Source organism: Amycolatopsis aidingensis (genome assembly GCF_018885265.1).
GTDB classification, from domain to species: Bacteria; Actinomycetota; Actinomycetes; order Mycobacteriales; family Pseudonocardiaceae; genus Amycolatopsis; species Amycolatopsis aidingensis.
The window spans coordinates 3,137,481-3,157,120 of the sequence record NZ_CP076538.1 but is presented as its reverse complement, the minus strand read 5'-3'; the positions used below and the strand labels follow the sequence as shown (position 1 = coordinate 3,157,120).

The following is a 19,640-nucleotide window of genomic DNA, read 5'->3' as shown; positions in this document are numbered from 1 at the left end:
CGGCATGAGTGTGCTCGACGTGCACGGCGTCACCAAGACCTACGGTGGCGTACGTGCCCTGCAGGAGGCCGGTATCCGGGTACACGGCGGTTCGGTGCACGCGCTGCTCGGGGAGAACGGCGCAGGCAAGTCCACCCTGATCAAGATCATCACGGGTGCGGTCCGGCCGGACGGTGGTTCCCTCACCCTGGAAGGGCGGGAGATGTCCTTCGCCTCCACCGCCGAGGCGGCCGCGCACGGGGTGGCCGCGGTGTCCCAGGAACTCAACCTGTTCCCGGATCTGGACCTGCTTGCCAACCTCTACCCGATGCGGGAGGCCCGCCGGGGGCCGCTGCTGGACCGGGCCGCCATGCTCGCGCGGGCCCGGCCCGTGCTGGACCAGCTCGGCCTCGATGTCGACCATCGGCAGCCGGTGGGGCAGCTGTCCCTGGCGCAGCGGCAGCTGGTGGAGATCGCCAGGGCACTGCTCACCGACCCGAAGGTGCTGATCCTGGACGAGCCGACCTCGGCCCTGGAGGCGGCCAGCACCGAACGCCTGCTCGGCATCCTGCGGGCGCTGCGCGACCGGCAGGTGGCCGTGGTGTTCGTCTCGCACCTGCTGGAAGAGGTCATGGCCGTGTGCGACGAGATCACCGTGCTGCGCGAGGGCAGCACGGTGCTGGCCGGGGTGCCGCGGGCCGAGCTGGAACTCTCCGACGTGGTGACCGCCATGCTGGGCCGCGAGCACCAGCAGCAACGGCCACCCGCGCGCACCGCGCCCGCACACCCCGGCAGTGCACAAGGGACACTCCGGTTCGAGGAGGTCACCGTGCCGGGGCGGCTGTCCGGCGTCAGCTTCGCCGCCGAGCCCGGCGAGGTGGTCGGCCTCGCCGGGCTGGTCGGCTCCGGGCACACCACGGTGCTCGAGGTGGTCGCCGGGCTGCGCAGGGCCGAGGCAGGCCGGGTGCGAATGCCGGGTGGCGCGCCCGCCCCGCGCAGGCTACGGGCCGCGATCGACGCTGGGGTGGCACTGGTGTCCGGGGACCGGCGCAGGCTCGGCCTGATGCTGGACAAGCCGATGTGGGAGAACATCGCGCAGATCCGCTCCGTGGCGCTGGCAAGGGACGGCGCGCTGGTCCGGGCAGGCCCGCTGCGCAGCAGGGCCGCCGCACTGGCCGAGCGGCTGCGGATCCGGGCCCCGCACCCTGACGTCAGCTGCGGGATGCTCTCCGGCGGCAACCAGCAGAAGGTGGTGCTGGCCAAGTGGCTGGAGGCGCGGCCGAAGGTGATCCTGCTGGACGACCCGACCCGCGGAGTCGGCATCGGCAGCAAGGAGGACATCTACACGCTGCTGCGTTCCGAGGTCGACGAGGCCACGATCATGCTGCTGTGCTCGACGGACCTCGACGAGTTCCCGCTGCTGTGCGACCGGGTGCTGGTGTTCCATCGCAACCGGCTGTGCGCCACTCTGCGCGGCGCGGAGATCACCCCGCACGCGGTACTGCACGCGATGAACACCGGTGAGGGGCGGCTCGTAGAATCGCCAGGGTGACTTCACCCGGCACCGCGCCAGCCACCAGCGACGCCACCCAGGTCCTGCGGCGTGTCTTCGGTTACGACTCCTTCCGGGGGCAGCAGCAGGACATCATCGAGCATGTGGTGGCGGGCGGCGACGCGCTGGTCCTGATGCCGACCGGTGGCGGCAAGTCGCTCTGTTATCAGATTCCGGCGCTGGTGCGGGACGGGGTCGGCATCGTGGTCTCCCCGCTGATCGCGCTGATGCAGGACCAGGTCGACGCGCTGGCCGACCTCGGCGTGCGGGCCGGGTTCCTGAACTCGACGCAGGACCCGGACGAGCGCAGGATGGTCGAGGCCCAGTTCCTCGCCGGAGAGCTGGACCTGCTGTACCTTGCGCCGGAACGGCTGCTGCTGGAAGCCACGCTGAACCTGCTGGACCGGGGCACGGTGGCGTTGTTCGCGATCGACGAGGCGCACTGCGTCTCCCAGTGGGGGCACGACTTCCGCCGGGACTACCTGCAACTGTCCACAGTGCACGAGCGCTGGCCATCGGTGCCGCGAATCGCGCTGACCGCGACGGCGACCAAGGCCACCCATGCGGAGATCGCCACCCGGCTGAACCTGGAGCAGGCGCGGCACTTCGTGGCCAGCTTCGACCGGCCGAACATCCAGTACCGGATCGTGCCGAAGAACGAGCCGAAGCGCCAGCTGCTGCACCTGCTGCGTACCGAACACGCCGGGGACGCGGGCATCGTCTACTGCCTCTCCAAGGCCTCGGTGGACAAGACCGCCGAGTTCCTTGTGTCCAACGGGATCGAGGCGCTGCCCTACCACGCGGGGATGGACAAGTCCGACCGCGCCGCCAACCAGGCCCGGTTCCTGCGCGAGGACGGCCTGGTCATCGTCGCCACGATCGCCTTCGGCATGGGCATCGACAAGCCGGACGTACGCTTCGTCGCCCATCTTGACCTGCCCAAGTCGGTGGAGGGGTACTACCAGGAGAGCGGGCGAGCGGGCCGGGACGGCCTGCCGGCGACCGCCTGGCTGGCGTACGGGCTGCAGGACGTGGTGCAGCAGCGCAAGCTGATCGACATCTCCGAGGGCGACGCGGCGCACAAGCGCAGGCTGGCCACCCACCTGGACGCCATGCTGGCGCTGTGCGAGACCGTGGAGTGCCGCCGGGTGCAGCTGCTGGCCTACTTCGGCCAGGACGGCAGCCCGTGCGGCAACTGCGACACCTGCCTTACCCCGCCGGAGTCCTGGGACGGCACGGTCGCCGCGCAGAAGCTGCTGTCCACGGTGTTCCGGCTGGAGCGGGAGCGGCGGCAGAAGTTCGGCGCCGGCCAGGTCATCGACATCCTGCTCGGCAAGCAGACCCCGAAGGTCACCCAGCACCGGCACGACCAGCTGACCGTGTTCGGCATCGGCACCGAGCTGCACGAGAGCGAGTGGCGCGGGGTGGTGCGGCAGCTGCTGGCACAGCGGCTGCTCGCGGTGGAGGGCGACTACGGCACGCTGGTCCTCACCGAGGCCAGCGGCGAGGTGCTCGGCAGGCGGCGGGAGGTGCTGCTGCGGCGCGAGCCGCGGCCCGCGCCCGGCAGTGGCTCCGCCACGGGCGCGGCGAAGTCCCGCAAGGCCACGCCCGCCGAGCTGCCCGAGCACGCCGCGGAGGTGTTCGAGCGGCTGCGGGCCTGGCGGGCGGCCACCGCCAAGGAGCAGGGGGTGCCCGCGTACGTGATCTTCCACGACGCCACCCTGCGGCAGATCGCCACCGACGCGCCCGCAACGCTGGCCGAGCTCGGCGCGGTCAGCGGAGTCGGCGAGAGCAAGCTGGCCAAGTACGGGCAGCAGATCCTGGACACGCTCACCGCCGAGTAGAACACTCGTTCGAGTCATCGGGTAGGCTGCGGGCATGCCACCCGCACTGCAAGGTTCGCTCTTCGACGGGGCCGCGGCCACCGGGCTGGGTGCGCTGGACACCGCCCGGCGCACCGTGCTCGGCGATGGTGCCTGGATCGACCTGCTGCCCGGCTGGCTGACCGGGGCGGACGCGCTGTTCGACACACTGGTGCGGCAGGTGCCGTGGTATGCCGAACGCCGCCGGATGTACGACCGGGTGGTGTCGGTGCCGCGGCTGCTGTGCTTCTACGGCGAGGACGACCCACTGCCGGACCCGATGCTCGCCGCGGCCATGACCGCGCTGAGCGGCTGGTACGCCGCCGAGCTCGGCGAGCCGTTCCGCACCGCGGGGCTGTGCTATTACCGGGACGGGCGGGACAGCGTCGCCTGGCACGGGGACACCATCGGGCGGGGCGGCACCGAGGACACCATGGTGGCGATCCTGTCGCTCGGCGCCCCACGGGCGCTGCTGCTGCGCCCGCGCGGGGGCGGCGGCCGCACGGTGCGGCACGCCCTCGGGCACGGGGACCTGATCGTGATGGGCGGCTCCTGCCAGCGCACCTGGGAACATGCCATCCCCAAGACGAATCGGCCGGTCGGGCCGCGGATCAGCGTCCAGTTCCGGCCGCGCGGGGTGCGCTGACCCACCGCCGCGGGAGGTGGCGCGCCGCACAGGAACGATCTCCGGTAGGAAGGACCCATGCCGCAACCAGGCAAGAGCGCCGTGGTGATCCCGGTGCCCGCCGCCGACCCGTTGCTGGACTCCGTGCGGCAACGGCACCCCGGGATCGTCCGGGACGTGCCTGCCCACCTTTCCGTGCTGTATCCGTTCCTGACCGCGGAGGAGCTCGACGCGGAGGCGGTCGGCACGCTGGAGTCGATCTGCGCCGCACACCCGCCCGCCGAGATCGGCTTCACCAGCTGCGCACGGGAACCCGGCTTCGTGTACCTGCCGCCCGAACCACCGGCCGCCGTCCGGGAACTGTCCACCGCGGTGCGGCGGCACTGGCCCGGCCTGCTGCCCTACGACGGCGCCTTCGGCGACCCGCCGCCACACCTGACCGTGGCGATGGGCATCGACGAACCGGTGGCCGGGGAGATCGAGGGGCAGGTCGGGCGGCACCTGCCCGTGCACACCCGGCTCGAGGAGGCCTGGCTCGTGGTGTTCACCGACCACTGGTCGATACGGGCCCGGTTCCCCTTCGCCGCCCGGTAGCGAGGCCACGGCCGGCTCACCTCACTCGCGCCTTGACCTCGAGCATGGTCGAGGTAGCAGATTGGTCTCATGCTTGCTGATCAAGAACAACTGGGGTGTGAGGTGGCGACGATATCCGGGAACGGGACGCAGGATCGGTCCGCACGGGAGACGGCCGCGGCGATCGCGCGAGGAGAGGTGAGCTCCGCCGCCGTCGTCGAGGCCGCCCTGGCACGCATCCGGCAGTACAACGGCGAACTCGGGGCACTCGTCTCCCTCGACGAGGAGGGTGCGCGGTCGGCGGCCGCGGCCGCCGACGAAGCACTGGCGGCGGGACATCGGGTGGGGCCGCTGCACGGCGTGCCGATGACGCTCAAGGACGGCCATGACATCGCGGGGCTGCGCACCACGGCCGGCACCACGGTCCTCGACCGCGTTCCGGAGGAGGACGGTACCGTGGCCGCGCGCCTGCGGCAGGCCGGTGCGATCCTGCTCGGACACAGCAACGTGCCGCCGTGGCTCGCCGACTACGAAACCGCCAACCCGATCTTCGGGCGCACGGCGAACCCCTGGGACCCCACCCGCACCCCTGGCGGCTCCAGCGGCGGGGCGGCCGCGGCACTGAGCGCAGGCCTTGTGCCCCTCGAGATCGGCTCCGACCTCGCCGGTTCGGCACGGCTGCCGGCCTCGTTCTGCGGAATCTACGGGTTGAAGACGACCGAGCATCGCGTACCGCTGACCGGCTTCCTGCGCGAACCGGACGGGATTCCCCGGACGGTGCGGATCGCCTCCTGCATCGGTCCGCTCGGACGCGACCTCGATGACCTCCGGCTCGCCCTGAACCTGATCGCAGGCCCCGACGGCAGGGACAGCGACGTGCCGCCGGTGCCCCTGGCCGCGTCGCCGGAGCGCCCGCTGTCCGACCTGCGGCTGGCGGTCGCGCCGACCGTGCCCGGCGCGCCCATCGCCCCGGACGTACGCGAGCGGGTGGAGCGGGTGGCCAGGGACGCCGCGAAGGCAGGGGCACGGGTCGACCACCTCCTACCGGAACTGGACTGGGACGCCCAGCAGACGCTCTTCGCGGACCTGTTCACCGCGCTCATCGGTGCCGCGCTGGACGAGATCCCCGTGCGGGACGAGCAGCGCACCCTACGGTGGTACTTCAGGGCACTCGAGCGGCGCGACGCGTACATCGCGCGCTGGGAAACGTTCTTCACCGGTGTCGACGCACTCCTGGTGCCAGCCGCCGCGTCCACCGCGTTCCCGCATCAGCAGGGCCGCAGCGGGAACGGGGACGACGCGATGACCGTGCTCGGCTACCCCGAGCACGAACGCGTCCTGGCATTCGCCAACCTGGCGGACCTGCCCGCGCTGGCCGTTCCGGCCGGGACCAGCGAGCTGGTCGGGCTGCCCATCGGGGTGCAGCTCATCGGCCCCAGGTGGTCGGAGCAGCGGCTGATCGGGATCGCCGGCGCCCTGGAACGCGCGGAGGTACTGCCAGGATTCCAGGCGCCACCGATGACCGGGCCGGTAAGCGTGAGCTAGGGAACTGTTCAGGAAGGTGGCTGCCTGAGGTGATGCGTGGGCGCGCGTCCGGCCGGAGGCCGCGCGCCTTCTTGAACACAGCCTAGCCGGGGGTGGCGGCCCGGTCGGAACGTCCGGCCGTGCCGAAGGCTCTCGCGACGCGGGTCAGCCATGCCGTCTCGGCCGCCAGGTCCGACTCCACCGCAGGCTCCCGCCGCGCGTCCTCCCCGGTGGCGGGCAGGCCGGCCTGCTTGCGTCGCAGGGCCTCCGCGATATCCGCCGCCTCGACGGCCGCGTCCAGGTCAGCGCCGGTCAACCCGGCGGCCTCCGCGGACCGGCGATGCGCGGCGGTGCGTTCCTGGTCGCGGTACGGCGCGAGGATCAGCAGCCCGTCCCGGATCTCGATGACCCTGCGGTAGAGCCGGAACCCGATGTCGTGCGGCGGCGCGTCGCCCTGCACGGCCTGCGGAGAGGTCAGCGCGATCTCCGGCGCGGCCTGATACAGCGCCTGCCACAGCGGATGCAGCCGCCGGTAGGCGCGCCACCGCCCCGGCCAGCGCAGCAGGCCCGTGACCCGTGGGCCGAGCGCGGGAACGGCGGCGCCGAGGATGATGGCCAGCACGGACAACGCGGGCATGCCCACCGCGAAGGTGCAGCCCACGGTGGAGAACGGGCCCGCGCACAGCGCCTCGGCCGGCGTCCCGGCGCCGAACACCTCGCCGAGCACGCTGACCACCTTCTGCCCCACGTACGCCAGGCCGAGCAGGCAACCGGCGAACACCAGGATCATGCCTGCCCGCAGGTACCCGCGCGCGTGCCGGATGGTCCCCACCCCGAGCCAGCCGAGATCCACCAGCGCCACACCGAGATAGGCCGAATAAACCAATGTGTACACCGCGAGGGTCGGTTGCTCGCGGTAGAGCCCGGTGAAGATCCCGGTCCCCTCCGGGACCCGGCTCAGCAGGAAGGTCACGACCAGCACCGCGAGCGCGACCAGTAGTGCGCCCAGCCGCCACCGCGAGTGCGCCCTGGCCTGCGCGGGCGGATGGCTGACGTAGCGCATCAGGGTGAGGAAGCCGTAGGCGGCGGTCAGCGTGCAGAGGTTGGACAGCAGCCTGCCGAGGCTCGGGATGATCCGGCTCTCCACCGCCTGCACCGCGGGCGCCAGGAAGAAGAACGCCGCCCCCAGTGCGAGCAGGATCACGATCATCGGCACCTGGGTCGGCTTGCGCGGCCCGCGCCTGCGCCGCAGGAACGCCAGCGCGGCGAGCAGGAAAGCAATGAGCGCGACCAGGATGAAGAGTATGCTGATCATACTGCCCGTCTTCTCGCCGAATGCCGCACCCCAGCGGCGACACAGCTTAGCCGCTGTTCAGAAGGTGGTTGCCTGAGGTGATGCGTGGGCGCGCGTCCCGGCCGCAGGCCGCGCGCCTACTTGAACACAGCCTAGCCGGTGGGGTTCTAGAAGCCGAAGATGTCCCTTACCCTGGTCATCCGCTCGGCGACCTCGGGGGACATGGGCCGGTCGGTCAGCTGGGCGCGCCTGCCGCCCGCGTGCTGCCACAGCAGGGACGCGATCATCTCGGCCTCCTGCTCGTCCTCAGTGGAGTACGCGGAGCGGGCGAACAGGTGCTCGATCAGCTCCGGCCGCACATGCGGAGCCATCCTGGCGGCCTCCCCGACACTGAGCAGGCACTCGCCCCGATGGTCGGCGATCATGTGGCCGATCTCGTGCAGGATGATGTGGTCCTGGTGCAGCGTGCTGGTCTGCGCGGCGTAGACGATCACATCGCGGTCGGCCTCCCGCACCCACATCCCGCAGGTTCCGCCCGCGGTCCTGGTCGTGGGGTGCAGGTCGATGGGCCTGCCGCGGTGCCGCTCCAGCCGGTCCACCAGCCGGTCGACGTCCCACGGCACCGGAATCCCGACGGACTCCTCCAGCTCGCGCACGCGTGTCTCGCTGCGCCGTCGCAACTCCAGGTAGCGCACGGCGGTGTCACTCCTCCCGACAGCCCCCGCCCGAGGCGGATCCGCTGCCCGGGCCAGCCTCACGCAGGCGGCCGGACGCCTCCCGTCGCCACCGTGCCGCCCGTCGGCCATCATGTCACGCGTCGTCCGTCTCCGCGGCGGCACTACTACCCTTCTTCCGGCGGCGGGGGCGGCCGGAGCGATCCTCGTAGCGGCCGAGCTCGCTGATGATGTTGACCACCGAGCGGCGTGCCTCCGGGCTCAGCTTCATCGTCCGCAGGGCGACATCGCGCACCTCGGCGTCCCGCATCGCCTGCAGGACCTCGATCTCGCCGTCGATCAGCTGGGCCTGCTCGTCGTCGAAGAAGTAGGCCACCGGGACGCCGAAGAAGTCGGCGAGCGCCTCGAGATGGTGCTTGGTCGGGTTGTCCCGCAGGCCCTTGCGCAGCTGCCAGATGTAGGCGGCCGAGATGGTCGGGCCGTCCTTGGCCTTGATCGCCTGCGCGACCTCCTCGTAGCTGTACGGGCCACGGTCGGCCGGATGCACCACCGTGAGCAGGTGATCGAGCTTCTGCGCGAGCGATCGCCCCTCAGTCATGTCGCGCGACCTTTCCCCAGTAACCCCTATGCCAGTAGTGAGCTACAGCTTAACCCGTTTACCACAGTTGAGAGTATCGCAGCTCCGGCTTATGCTATGAGCCTCGGTATAAACCGAGATAAACGGCCGGGCGCCTCCTGGGGGTAGGTGCCCGGCCGTTTCATACGCATGGTTACCGAGCGACAACCAGAAGTAACCGGAGTCACAGCCAGCCGACCCGGTCGCCGAGGGCGGCGGCCATCCGCCGGGCGGGCGCCTCCGCCGAGACGGCCGGGGTGACCCGGTCCGCCACCGCGGCCCACTCCAGGATGATCGTGGCCACCGTCTCGGCCCGGCGCTCGTCCTCCTCGCGGTATCCGGTCCGCCGCAGCGCCCTGCGCACCGCCTCCGGATCGAGATCCGGGTAGCGCGCCCGCAGCTGCGCCGGGTCGATCCCGGGGTACAACTCGGTGAGCAGGGCGTCGTCCTGCTCGTCGCTGGTGCTGCCTGCCAGGATGTGGCCGAGCTCGTGCAGGATGATGTGCCGCTGATGCGCGTGCGTGGTCTCCTCCTGGTAGAGGATGTAGTCGGCGTCCCTGGCCGCGATCCAGGCGCCGAACGGGCCGGGAACCGGGATCGGGTGCGGCACCAGCCGGATCGGCCGCCCGCGCCGCCTGCCCACCCGCCTGCACAGCTCCTCGACGTCCAGCGGCGGGCGAATGTCCAGCGCCCGCAACAGCTCACGGCACTGCCGTCGCAGCTCCCGTTCCCTCACTCGCCACCCCCGTTCGGCATGCCCGAGCACGCTTCCACCCCTGCGAATGCTCGGGTGAGCATTCGCTTTTGCACGAGTCTAGGGATTCCGGGTGTGGTTGGCGAGGTTGGCGGAGAAAAGCCCTATATAGCACGTGAAATCACCGGAACGTGGGTGCCACGGGATGCACGCGCCGCGCGGCGGACCCCATAGGGTGTCCGCGCAGCGGGAGGTGACCGGAGTCGTGGACGGGGTCGACTACTACGAGTTGCTCGGCGTGGGGCGAGATGCTTCCCCGGCCGAGATCAAGTCGGCGTACCGGCTGCTCGCCAGGACCATGCACCCCGACGCGGGCGGCACCGCCGGAACCTTCCGTCTGCTCCGGGAGGCCTACGAGACGCTCAACGACCCGCGGCTGCGGGCGGAGTACGACGAGGGCGGGACCGACGTCGAGGAGGAACCCGCTCCCCCGGCGCAGCCTCCGGTGCCGCGGACGCGCCGACCCGGGTCCGCCCGGCCCCGTCCCGGCGGGCGGACCCGCAGCTTCGGCGAGGATCCCGGGTTCGCCGCACCGGCGCCGCGGATGGCGCCGCAGACCATTCCGTGGTGGGACCGGGTACACGCGGACCAGCCCATCCTGTGCGTGCCGCGGCGCGGGCCGGGACACGCGCCCGGGCTGGGCGCGCTCGCCGGGGCGGCCCTGCTGCTGCTCGCGCTACCGCTGGGCGTGCTCTCCGGACCGGTGCTGATCGTGTGGCTGGTACTGCTGGCTGCCGCGCTGGGCGCACTGGTGACGCTGTCCCGGCGCTATCGGGCGACCGCACGGGCCGACCGCGCGTTCACCGCGGAGTTCGGCGGCACCCAGGTGCACGGCCGCGCCGGGCAGGAGGAGGACGAGCTGGGCGAACGGCTCACCGAGGACCTGCTCTCCCGCTACCTCACCCGGATGCCGGGAGCCAGGGTGTTCCACGGCCTCGCCTGGCCGGACTCGGTGTTCGCCGATGTGCACCACGCCGTGCTGTGCGGACGGCGGCTGGTGCTGATCGAGTCGAAACTGTGGCTGCCGGGGCACTACACGGCCGACCCGGACGGCACCCTGTGGCGCAACGGCAACCGGTTCCGCGGCGGCGGCAGCAGGCTGGCCGAGAGCGTCGCCGCGTACCAGCAACTGCTGCCCGAGGTGGAGGTGCGCGGGGTACTGATCGTGTACCCGAGCCGGTGGGGCGAGGTGACCACCGGCGACACCACCGGGGTGCCGGTCCCGCCGATGACCCCGGAGCAGTTCGTCCGCGAGGTCGGCGACTGGCTGGCCGTGGATCCCTGCACCGTGGACCGCGATGTCGTGCGCACGGTGCACCGCCAGGTGGTCTCCTGCTAGCTACCCGCGCCGGACGGCGGACATGACGCAGCTCACAGAATGCGGCCCGGGCCAGAGCTAGTACGGTTCGATTCTAAGCGCATGCTTAGTCAGCTCAGTGCCGAGTTCGAGGAGGAGCCGTGTCCGAATCACCATCCAGGGTCGCGATCGTCACCGGGGCAGGCAGGGGAATCGGCGCGGCCGTCGCCAGGCGCCTCGCCGCCGACGGGTTCGCCGTCGGCCTGCTCGACCTGGACGAGGCAAGCTGCACCCGGGGCGCGGGGGCCATCACCGCCGAGGGCGGGCGCGCGCTCGGCGTCAGCCTGGACGTGAGCGACACCGAGCAGGTGGAGGCCGCGGTCACCAGGGTGGCCGAGGAGCTGGGCCCGCCCACCGTCCTGATCAACAACGCCGGCATCACCAGGGACAACCTGTTGTTCAAGATGACCGACCAGGACTGGGACTCGGTGCTCGGTGTGCACCTGCGGGGGTCCTTCCTGATGAGCCGCGCGGTGCAGAAGTACATGACCGAGCAGGGCTGGGGCCGGATCGTGAACCTGTCCAGCACCTCGGCGCTCGGCAACCGCGGCCAGGCCAACTACTCCACCGCGAAGGCCGGGATGCAGGGCCTGACCAAGACGCTGGCCATCGAGCTGGGCAAGTTCGGGGTCACGGTGAACGCGATCGCCCCCGGCTTCATCGCCACCGAGATGACCGCGGCCACCGCGGAGCGCATCGGCATGTCCTTCGAGGACATGCAGCAGGCGGCCGCGCAGGAGATCCCGGTCCGGCGGGTCGGCCAGCCGGAGGACATCGCCAACATGGCCGCCTTCTTCGTCAGCGACCAGGCGTCCTTCGTCTCCGGCCAGGTCATCTACGTGGCCGGCGGGCCGAAGGCCTGAGGAGGGACCGTCATGCGCGTTTTCTCCGGCCTGGACTCCTTCGCCGCCGCGGTCGGCGAGCGGCTCGGGCACAGCGATTGGCACACCATCACCCAGGAACAGGTGAACCTGTTCGCCGAGGCCACCGGCGACCACCAGTGGATCCACCTGGACACCGAACGCGCCGCCAGCGGGCCGTTCGGCGGCACCATCGCGCACGGCTACCTGACCCTGTCCCTGATTCCCATGCTGGGTAAGGAGATCTACCAGGTCGACAACCTGGCCATGGGGATCAACTACGGGCTGAACAAGGTGCGGTTCCCGCAGCCGGTGCGGGTCGGTTCCCGGGTCCGGGCCACCGCCGACCTGACCGAGGTCACCGAGGCCGCGCAGGGTGCCGTCCAGGCCGTCGTGCGGTGGACGATCGAGATCGAGGGCGAGGACAAACCGGCCTGCGTGGCCGAGACCGTCGCCCGGCTGCATGCCTGAGTGGCCGCGCGTGCCGCGCGTACCGGCGACATACCGACCGGTCGGTACTATGCTCGGCAAAGCGAGCTGAGGAGTGTCGATGACGGATACCGGCCCGCCAGGCCTCGACCTGGCCAGGCTACGAGCGCATCTGGACGAACGGCTACCCGGCCTTGCCGCAGGGCCGCTGCGGGCCGAGGTCGTGGCGGGCGGCCGGTCCAACCTCACCTACGTGGTCACCGACGGTGCGAGCCGGTGGGTGCTGCGCAGGCCGCCGCTGGGGCATGTACTGCCGACCGCGCACGACATGTCCCGGGAGCACCGGGTGATCTCCGCCCTGCATTCGACCGCCGTCCCGGTGCCGCGCACCCTGCTGCTGTGCGCCGAGGATGAGGTACTCGGCGCCCCGTTCTACCTAATGGAGCTGGTGCCTGGCACCCCGTACCGCACCGAGGCCGAGCTGTCCGCACTCGGCGCGGAACGCACGAGGTCGATCGGGCTGGCGCTGGTGGACACCCTGGTCGAGTTGCACGCGGTCGATCCGGGCGCGGTGGGGCTGGCCGATTTCGGCCGTCCGGACGGCTTCCTGCACCGGCAGCTGCGCCGGTGGAAGAAGCAGCTGGACGGCTCGCGCAGCCGGGAGCTGCCAGGGATCGACCGGCTGCACGACCGGCTGGCCGCGGCCGTACCGGACTCCCCCGCACCGGCGATCGTGCACGGCGACTACCGGCTGGACAACGTGCTGATGGACGAGCGGGACCGGATCACGGCGGTGCTGGACTGGGAGATGTCCACCCTCGGCGATCCACTGACCGATCTCGCCCTGATGGTGGCCTATGCCCAGCGGGAGACGCTGGGACTGACCTTCGTGGCCAACCCCAGCGGCGCGCCGGGCTATCCGGACGTGCCGGACATCGTGCAGCGCTACGCCGAGCGATCCGGCCGGGACGTCTCCGGGCTGAGCTGGTACGTAGGCCTGGCGTTCTTCAAGCTGGCGGTGATCCTCGAGGGTATCTACTACCGCTACCGCGAGGGCCAGACCGTCGGTGCGGGTTTCGAGCAGGCGGGCGAGGGCGTGTTCCCGCTGATCGACCGTGGCAACGAGATCCTCGGCGAAAGGACTGGATGATGGATTTCGCGTTCGACAGCAAGACCGAGGAGTTGCGCACGCGGCTGCTCGCCTTCATGGACGAGCACGTCTACCCGGCCGAGCCGGTGTTCGCCGAGCAGCTCGCGCAGCGGGAGGATCCGTGGGCGGGGGTGCCGATCGTGGCCGAGTTGCAGGCCGAGGCACGCCGCAGGGGGCTGTGGAACTTCTTCCTTCCCGGCGAGCACGGCGGCGGGCTGACCAACCTGCAGTACGCGCCGCTGGCCGAGATCACCGGCCGCAGCCCGCAGCTCGCGCCGAGCGCGCTGAACTGCGCCGCCCCGGACACCGGGAACATGGAAGTGCTCGCGATGTTCGGCACCGAGCGGCAGCGACAGCAGTGGCTGCGCCCGCTGCTGGATGCCGAGATCCGCTCGGCCTTCGCGATGACCGAGCCGGACGTGGCCTCCTCGGACGCACGCAACATCGCCACCCGGATCGAACGGGACGGCGACTCCTACGTGATCAACGGCCGCAAGTGGTACATCTCCGGCGCGATGAACCCGGACTGCCGGATCCTCATCGTGATGGGTAAGACCGACCCCGAGGCCGAACCACACCGGCAGCAGAGCATGGTGCTGGTGCCGAGGGACACCCCCGGGGTGCGGATCAAGCGCGGGATGCGGGTCTTCGGCTACTCCGACGGCGACCACGGCGGCCACGCCGAGATCGAGTTCGACAACGTCCGGGTGCCGGCGGAGAACCTGGTGGGCGAGGAGGGCGGTGGCTTCGCCATCGCGCAGGCCCGGCTCGGCCCCGGCCGGATCCACCACTGCATGCGGCTGATCGGGATGGCCGAGCGGGCCATCGAGCTGATGTGCCGCCGGGCCGTCGGGCGCACCGCCTTCGGTAAACCACTGGCCCGGCAGGGCGTTATCCAGGACTGGATCGCCGAGTCCAGGGTGCGGGTGGAGCAGTTGCGCCTGCTGGTGCTGAAGACCGCCTGGCTGATGGACACCGTGGGCAACCAGGGCGCGCACACCGAGATCCAGTCGATCAAGATCGCCACCCCGGCCTCGGTCGAGTGGATCCTGGACAAGGCGATCCAGCTGCACGGCGCGGGCGGGGTCAGCCAGGACTTCCCGCTCGCCGAGCTCTGGGCGGCCGCCAGGATGCTCCGCCTTGCCGACGGTCCCGACGAGGTGCACAAGCGCTCGCTGGCCCGCCGGGAACTCAGCCAGTACCTGCCGAAGGAGGCCTGATGTCCACAGTAGACTCCGAAGGAGATGCCGAGGACCTGCGCTCGCGGGTGCGGGAGTTCCTGCGCGAGCACGACCACACCGTGATGGAGCCGCTGGACTTCCTCCGGGCCAGGTTCGACGCCGGGCTGGCCTGGGTGCACTTCCCCGCCGGGCTGGGCGGGATCGGTGCCCCGCGGGCGGCGCAGGCGGTGGTGGACGCGGAGTTCGAGGCGGCGGGGGCGCCGGACAACAACCCGCGGCGGATCGGGATCGGGCTCGGCATGGCCGCGCCGACGATCCTGCAGTTCGGCACCGAGGAGCAGCAACGACGCTTCCTCCGTCCGTTGTGGACCGGCGAGGAGGTGTGGTGCCAGTTGTTCTCCGAGCCGGGCGCGGGCTCGGACCTGGCCGCGCTGGGTACGCGCGCCGTGCGGGACGGCTCGGACTGGGTGGTGGAAGGACAGAAGGTATGGACCTCGGGTGCGCATGTCGCGCGCTGGGCCATCCTGGTCACCCGCACCGATCCGGAGGTGCCCAAGCACCAGGGCATGACCTACTTCGTCTGCGATATGACCGCACCCGGGGTGGAGGTCCGGCCGCTGCGCCAGATCACCGGCGAGGCCGAGTTCAACGAGGTGTTCCTCAACGGCGTGCGGATCCCGGACGCCCAGCGGCTCGGCGAGATCGGCGACGGCTGGCGGGTGGCGCAGGCGACGTTGATGAACGAGCGGGTCGCCATCGGCGGCAGGCCGACGCCGCGGGAGGGCGGCATGGTCGGCGTGGTGGCGCAGACCTGGCGGGAACGCCCGGAGCTGCGGACTCCCGAGCTGCATGACCGCCTGCTGCGGCTGTGGGTGGAGGCGGAGGCGGCCCGGCTGGCCGGGGACCGGCTGCGGCAGCAGCTCGCCGTCGGCAGGCCGGGGCCGGAGGGTTCGGCGATGAAACTGGCCTTCGCCCGGCTGAGCCAGGAGCTGTCCGCGCTGGAGGTCGAGCTGCTGGGCGAGGAGGGGCTGCGCTACGACGACTGGACCCTGCGCAGGCCGGACCTCGTCGACTTCACCGGGCGCGAGGCCGGGTACCGCTACCTGCGGGCGAAGGGCAACTCGATCGAGGGTGGCACCTCCGAGGTGCTGCGCAACATCATCGCCGAGCGCGTACTGGGCCTGCCCACCGAACCGCGCGCGGACAAGGACGTGGCATGGAAGGACCTCCCGCGATGACCGGCACCCCCGACCTGCTCTACTCCGATGTGGAGACCGACCTGCGGGCCAGCGTCCGCGACCTGCTCACCGACCACGGCGACCCGGCCGCGCTGCTGGCGCGGGTGGAAAGCGGCGAACCGTACGACCTGAAGCTGTGGCGCACCCTGGCAGGCGACCTCGGTGCCGCCGGGCTGCTGGTGCCGGAGAGCCTCGGCGGGCAGGGCGCGTCGGCAAGGGAGACCGCGCTGGTACTGGAAGAGCTGGGCCGCGGCCTGGCTCCGGTGCCGTTCCTCGGCAGCGCCGTACTGGCCACCTGCGCGCTGCTGCACACCGACACCACCCAGCAGCCCGTCGCCGAGCTGCTGGGGCGGCTCGCCTCCGGTGCGGCGATCGGCTGCCTCGCGGTCCCGCTGTCCGCCATGCCGGGCACCGGCTTCCCCACCGGCGTCCGCGCGACCGCGGAGGGGCGGCTGACCGGCCGGATCGGTACCGTCGCGGACGCCACCGTGGCCGAGACCCTGGTGGTACCGGCCGCGGGCCCGGACGGCGCGGGGCTGTACCTGGTCGAGACCCGGGCCGCGGGGGTCACGGTGGCCGAGGCGGTGCCGCTGGACCTCACCCGCCGGCTCGCCGACGTGACGCTGGAGGACGCCCCGGCTCGCCGGGTGGCAGGCCAGGACACCGCGGCGGCGGCAGTGCGGGCCGCCCTGCTCGCCGGGGCCGCGCTGCTGGCCTCGGAGCAGCTCGGCCTTGCCCAGTGGTGCCTGGACGAGACCGTCGCCTATGTCAAGCAGCGATACCAGTTCGGCCGCCCGGTCGGTTCCTTCCAGGCCGTCAAGCACCGGCTCGCCGAGGTGTACCTGCACCTGGTCTCCGCCCGCGCCGCGGCCCGCGCCGCCGCGGACACGCTGGCCAGGGACGACACGGATCTCCCCGTGACCGCTGCGGTGGCACAGGCCTACTGCGCACCCGCCGCCGTGCACGCCGCCGAGGAGTGCATCCAGCTGCACGGCGGGATCGGCATGACCTGGGAACACCCCGCACACCTCTATCTGAAACGCGCCAAGGCCGACGAGCTCGCGCTCGGCACGCCCGCCAAGCACCGCCGCATCCTCGCCGGGCTGGTCGACCTGCCCGGCTGACCGGATCCGGCGGTTCGGCGGTGGAGTGTCGGCCCGGCCCGCTAGATTGTCGGCATGGCGGAATTCGTACTGGTGGCGGGCGCCTGGCTGGGCGGATGGGCCTGGGACGAGGTGGTGCCGCCGCTGCGCGCGGGCGGGCACGGTGCCCACCCACTGACCCTGTCCGGCCTGGCGGACAAGCGCGGTCTGCCCGCCGGGCAGCAGACGCACGTGCAGGACATCGTCGACGAGGTCGAGCGGCGGGAGCTGCGCGAGGTCGTGCTGGTCGGGCACAGCTACGCGGGTATCCCGGTCGGCCAGGCCGGGATGCGGATCGGCGACCGGCTGGCCAGGGTGGTGTTCGTCGACTCCAACATCCCGGCCGACGGCGAGTCGTTCGTATCGCCGTGGCCGGAGGGCAGGGCGATGGTGGAAGCCTCGATCGCGGAGACCGGTGGCTTCTGGGCGCCGCTGGCCGCGGCGGACTACGCGGGCCAGGACCTCACCGAGGAGCAGATCACCCGGATCGTCGGCGGTTCCACCCCGCACCCCGGGGCGACCCTCACCGAACCCGCCGTGCTGGAGCGCCCGCTCGGCGAGCTGCCCGCGACCTATGTCAAGTGCCTGCTCGACGGCCAGCAGCCGAACCCGGACGTGGCCGAGGTGCTGGCCACCAGCCGACGCTGGCGACTGGTCACCATGAACACCGGCCACTGGCCCATGTTCTCCCGGCCACGGGAACTGGCCCGGATCCTGGTGGAGGCGGCAGGGACGGACGCCGCCTGACCGCTTCGTGGACTACGCGGAGCCGGTGCGCCGGTCGCGGGCCGCGGCCCGGCGGGCCCGGTGGTTGGCGACGTTGATGCGGTTACCGCACAGGCCGGGCATGCAGTAGCGGCGGCGACCCGGCCGGGTGGTGTCGATGAACACGCCCCGGCAGGTGGGGGCACCGCACCGGCGGAATCGCTGCTCGCCAAGGACCTGCACCACCCCGAGGATGCCGAGGCCGCAGACCACCGAGAGGGCCTCGGCGATGGTTGCCCCCGCAGGTAGCGCGACGGCCCACCGCGTCCGGTTCCGCTGCGCGGGATCGGGGGCCAGGGTGGCACCACGGGCGGGCAAGGTGAGCGCGGTGGCACCGGCGATGAGCCGGTCGCGTTCGGGGCGATCGATCAGGTCGCGCACGGTCGTCCGCAGTGCGTGCACGGCATGCAGGTCGGCGGTACCCGCCCGGCGGGCGAGTTCCGGCAGCGCGCCGGGAACCCCCTCGGCACCGGAGTGGCCGCCGTGCAGGTCGGCGAACGCGACGACGGCGGCCGGGTCGGGCAGGTGGTCCTCGCCGCGCCAGACCTCGGCGGTGGTGTTGGCCAGTTCGGTCCCGACGCCCGCCGCCCAGGCGTAGTCCTCCAGTGCTACTTGCATCCGCCACTGACCTCCCGCTAGTTTATCGGATAAACGTGATTTTACCCATTACATCAGATGGGAGACCTCGCCATGCCCGAGCCGGAGATCGATGCCCTCGTGTTCGACGTGCTCGGCACCCTGGTCGACGAACCCGCCGGTATCCGCGCCGGCATCCGCGCACTCGATCCGGCACTCGACGAGGCCGGGGTCGAGCGGCTGTTGTCGCTGTGGCAGCAGCATGTCGAGTGCGAGCAGCGGCGCGTCCGCGCAGGCGACCGGTCCTACCTGAGCAGCGACCTGCTCGACCGGGAGGCCGCCCAGCTCGTCGCCGAGGCCGCCGGAGCCGAGGACCCGGCCGCCGTGGCCACGCTGGCCCGGTCGGGTCGCCGACTCCCACCATGGCCGGACACCGCGGCAGGGCTCGCCCGGCTCGCCGAGCGGTTCCCGCTGATCGGGCTCTCCAACGCGAGCCGGACGGCGCTGCTGGACCTCAACGCCCACGCCGGGCTGCGCTGGCACCAGGCTCTCTCCGCGGAGGACGCCCGGAGCTACAAGCCGGACCCTGCGGTCTACCAGCTGGCCGTCGCCGCCTCCGGGCGGCCGCCGGAGCGGTTGCTGATGGTCGCCGCCCACGCCTGGGACCTGCGCGGAGCCCAGGAACTCGGCCTGCGCACCGCCTACGTGCCCCGCCCCGTCGGCGATCCGCCCACCGCCGCGGACCGGTTCGACCTGCACGCCGACGACCTGGCCGACCTGGCAGGCCGGCTCGGGAAGTAGTCAGCTCACCGGGCGCAGTGAGCTCATCAGCAGGTCGGCGAAGTGGTCGCCGACCTGCTGGGCGGACAGCTCGCCGTCCCGCCGGTACCAGGCCGCCAGATGGTGCACGGCGCCGAAGAAGAAGTCGACGATCACCTCGGCGGGCTTGTCGGTGCGGAACTCCCCGGTCCGCTGGCCTTCCTCGATCAGCCCGCGGAACCGCTCGTGGTAGCGGCGCCGCTCCGCGCGCACGGCACGTTGCTTCTCCGGGGCCAGCTGGTGCATCGACTCCATGAAGATCTTGGTGTCGTCCAGGTTCGCGATGCTGCTGACCACCACATCGGACGCGGCGGAGGCCAGCCGTTCGCGCAGCGGTGCCGCGGTGACGGCGAACTTCTCCAGCCGTTCGGTCTGTTCCCGCAGTACCCGGCCGTAGATCTCGGACAGCAGGTCGTCCTTGGAACCGAAGTAGTGGTACAGCGCGCCCTTGGTGACGCCGGCGGCCGTCACGATCTCCTGCACCGAGGTGCGGTCGAAACCCTGCTCGGCGAACAGTCGCGTGGCGACCGCGAGCAGCCTGCGCGGCACCGCGCTCGCGCTGTCGGCCTGCTCGCCCTCACCCACCGCGGACCCCGTTGCCCCTTGCCCGTTACCGGTTTCCATGACGATCTTCCCCTCTGTCGCTTCCACTCCCACCCCTGGTCAGCGG

At 71.7% G+C, this 19,640-nt stretch carries 20 protein-coding genes; 14 read left to right on the top strand and 6 right to left on the bottom strand.

All coding sequences use genetic code 11. The features are described 5' to 3' along the window. Positions 1 to 4 precede the first annotated feature (4 nt). The 5 genes from KOI47_RS14885 to KOI47_RS14865 all read left to right on the top strand — a co-directional run bounded on the left by KOI47_RS14885 (position 5) and on the right by KOI47_RS14865 (position 6,136). Positions 5 to 1,531, top strand: coding sequence for a sugar ABC transporter ATP-binding protein (locus KOI47_RS14885; protein ID WP_216216552.1), 1,527 nt, complete (start codon positions 5 to 7; stop codon positions 1,529 to 1,531). After that, complete coding sequence (gene recQ / locus KOI47_RS14880; RefSeq protein WP_216216551.1) at positions 1,528 to 3,375, top strand: DNA helicase RecQ; 1,848 nt, start codon at positions 1,528 to 1,530, stop codon at positions 3,373 to 3,375. The genes KOI47_RS14885 and recQ overlap by 4 nt, the downstream gene beginning before the upstream one ends. A 34-nt stretch (positions 3,376 to 3,409) precedes the next feature. Next, positions 3,410 to 4,039, top strand: coding sequence for an alpha-ketoglutarate-dependent dioxygenase AlkB family protein (locus KOI47_RS14875; protein ID WP_216216550.1), 630 nt, complete (start codon positions 3,410 to 3,412; stop codon positions 4,037 to 4,039). Positions 4,040 to 4,096: 57 nt separating this feature from the next. Continuing rightward, a complete protein-coding gene (locus tag KOI47_RS14870; RefSeq protein ID WP_216216549.1) occupies positions 4,097 to 4,612 on the top strand; it encodes a 2'-5' RNA ligase family protein in 516 nt (171 codons plus the stop codon). A 177-nt stretch (positions 4,613 to 4,789) separates the two neighbouring features. Further along, positions 4,790 to 6,136 (top strand): amidase, encoded by a 1,347-nt coding sequence (locus tag KOI47_RS14865; protein WP_216216548.1) that lies wholly within the window; start codon positions 4,790 to 4,792, stop codon positions 6,134 to 6,136. 82 nt (positions 6,137 to 6,218) lie between these two features. Here the strand turns inward: KOI47_RS14865 and KOI47_RS14860 are convergent, their stop codons facing one another. The 4 genes from KOI47_RS14860 to KOI47_RS14845 all read right to left on the bottom strand — a co-directional run bounded on the left by KOI47_RS14860 (position 6,219) and on the right by KOI47_RS14845 (position 9,435). Next, complete coding sequence (locus KOI47_RS14860) at positions 6,219 to 7,430, bottom strand: MAB_1171c family putative transporter (protein ID WP_216216547.1); 1,212 nt, start codon at positions 7,428 to 7,430, stop codon at positions 6,219 to 6,221. 146 nt (positions 7,431 to 7,576) lie between these two features. Beyond that, positions 7,577 to 8,104 carry a hypothetical protein gene (locus tag KOI47_RS14855; RefSeq protein WP_216216546.1) on the bottom strand — a complete coding sequence of 176 codons (528 nt, stop codon included), beginning with the start codon at positions 8,102 to 8,104 and terminating at the stop codon, positions 7,577 to 7,579. 115 nt (positions 8,105 to 8,219) lie between these two features. Beyond that, complete coding sequence (locus KOI47_RS14850; protein WP_216216545.1) at positions 8,220 to 8,681, bottom strand: helix-turn-helix domain-containing protein; 462 nt, start codon at positions 8,679 to 8,681, stop codon at positions 8,220 to 8,222. Between the two features lie 202 nt (positions 8,682 to 8,883). Beyond that, entirely contained in the window at positions 8,884 to 9,435 is a 552-nt protein-coding gene (locus KOI47_RS14845) for a hypothetical protein (RefSeq protein WP_216216544.1), read from the bottom strand. A gap of 223 nt (positions 9,436 to 9,658) precedes the next feature. On the opposite strand from KOI47_RS14845, the gene KOI47_RS14840 reads away from it, so the two are divergent. The 8 genes from KOI47_RS14840 (at position 9,659) to KOI47_RS14805 (ending at position 17,557) form a co-directional block, all read left to right on the top strand. Next, positions 9,659 to 10,792, top strand: coding sequence for a J domain-containing protein (locus KOI47_RS14840; protein WP_232376865.1), 1,134 nt, complete (start codon positions 9,659 to 9,661; stop codon positions 10,790 to 10,792). Positions 10,793 to 10,911: 119 nt separating this feature from the next. Continuing rightward, positions 10,912 to 11,673 carry a 3-oxoacyl-ACP reductase FabG gene (fabG, locus tag KOI47_RS14835; protein WP_216216542.1) on the top strand — a complete coding sequence of 254 codons (762 nt, stop codon included), beginning with the start codon at positions 10,912 to 10,914 and terminating at the stop codon, positions 11,671 to 11,673. A gap of 12 nt (positions 11,674 to 11,685) precedes the next feature. Continuing rightward, positions 11,686 to 12,141: a MaoC family dehydratase gene (locus KOI47_RS14830; protein WP_216216541.1), complete on the top strand. Its 456-nt coding sequence runs from the start codon at positions 11,686 to 11,688 to the stop codon at positions 12,139 to 12,141. A gap of 79 nt (positions 12,142 to 12,220) precedes the next feature. Further along, a complete protein-coding gene (locus KOI47_RS14825; protein ID WP_216216540.1) occupies positions 12,221 to 13,249 on the top strand; it encodes a phosphotransferase family protein in 1,029 nt (342 codons plus the stop codon). Beyond that, the gene (locus KOI47_RS14820) at positions 13,249 to 14,469 is read left to right on the top strand and encodes an acyl-CoA dehydrogenase family protein (RefSeq protein ID WP_216216539.1); all 1,221 of its coding nucleotides are present in this window, start codon (positions 13,249 to 13,251) and stop codon (positions 14,467 to 14,469) included. The genes KOI47_RS14825 and KOI47_RS14820 overlap by 1 nt, the downstream gene beginning before the upstream one ends. After that, complete coding sequence (locus KOI47_RS14815; RefSeq protein ID WP_216216538.1) at positions 14,469 to 15,668, top strand: acyl-CoA dehydrogenase family protein; 1,200 nt, start codon at positions 14,469 to 14,471, stop codon at positions 15,666 to 15,668. The genes KOI47_RS14820 and KOI47_RS14815 overlap by 1 nt, the downstream gene beginning before the upstream one ends. Continuing rightward, positions 15,647 to 16,792: an acyl-CoA dehydrogenase family protein gene (locus KOI47_RS14810; protein WP_232376745.1), complete on the top strand. Its 1,146-nt coding sequence runs from the start codon at positions 15,647 to 15,649 to the stop codon at positions 16,790 to 16,792. Before KOI47_RS14815 ends, KOI47_RS14810 begins: the two co-directional genes overlap by 22 nt. 54 nt (positions 16,793 to 16,846) lie before the next feature. Further along, positions 16,847 to 17,557 (top strand): alpha/beta fold hydrolase, encoded by a 711-nt coding sequence (locus KOI47_RS14805; RefSeq protein ID WP_216216537.1) that lies wholly within the window; start codon positions 16,847 to 16,849, stop codon positions 17,555 to 17,557. A gap of 12 nt (positions 17,558 to 17,569) precedes the next feature. Here KOI47_RS14805 and KOI47_RS14800 read toward each other — a convergent pair whose 3' ends face one another. Beyond that, the gene (locus KOI47_RS14800) at positions 17,570 to 18,193 is read right to left on the bottom strand and encodes a CGNR zinc finger domain-containing protein (protein ID WP_216216536.1); all 624 of its coding nucleotides are present in this window, start codon (positions 18,191 to 18,193) and stop codon (positions 17,570 to 17,572) included. Positions 18,194 to 18,265: 72 nt separating this feature from the next. Between KOI47_RS14800 and KOI47_RS14795 the strand changes: the two genes are divergently transcribed. Continuing rightward, on the top strand, positions 18,266 to 18,952 hold the full coding sequence (locus tag KOI47_RS14795) for a haloacid dehalogenase type II (protein WP_216216535.1): 687 nt from the start codon (positions 18,266 to 18,268) through the stop codon (positions 18,950 to 18,952). Here the strand turns inward: KOI47_RS14795 and KOI47_RS14790 are convergent, their stop codons facing one another. Beyond that, positions 18,953 to 19,594, bottom strand: a complete 642-nt coding sequence (locus KOI47_RS14790; protein WP_216216534.1) for a TetR/AcrR family transcriptional regulator — start codon at positions 19,592 to 19,594, stop codon at positions 18,953 to 18,955. Positions 19,595 to 19,640: the final 46 nt, after the last annotated feature.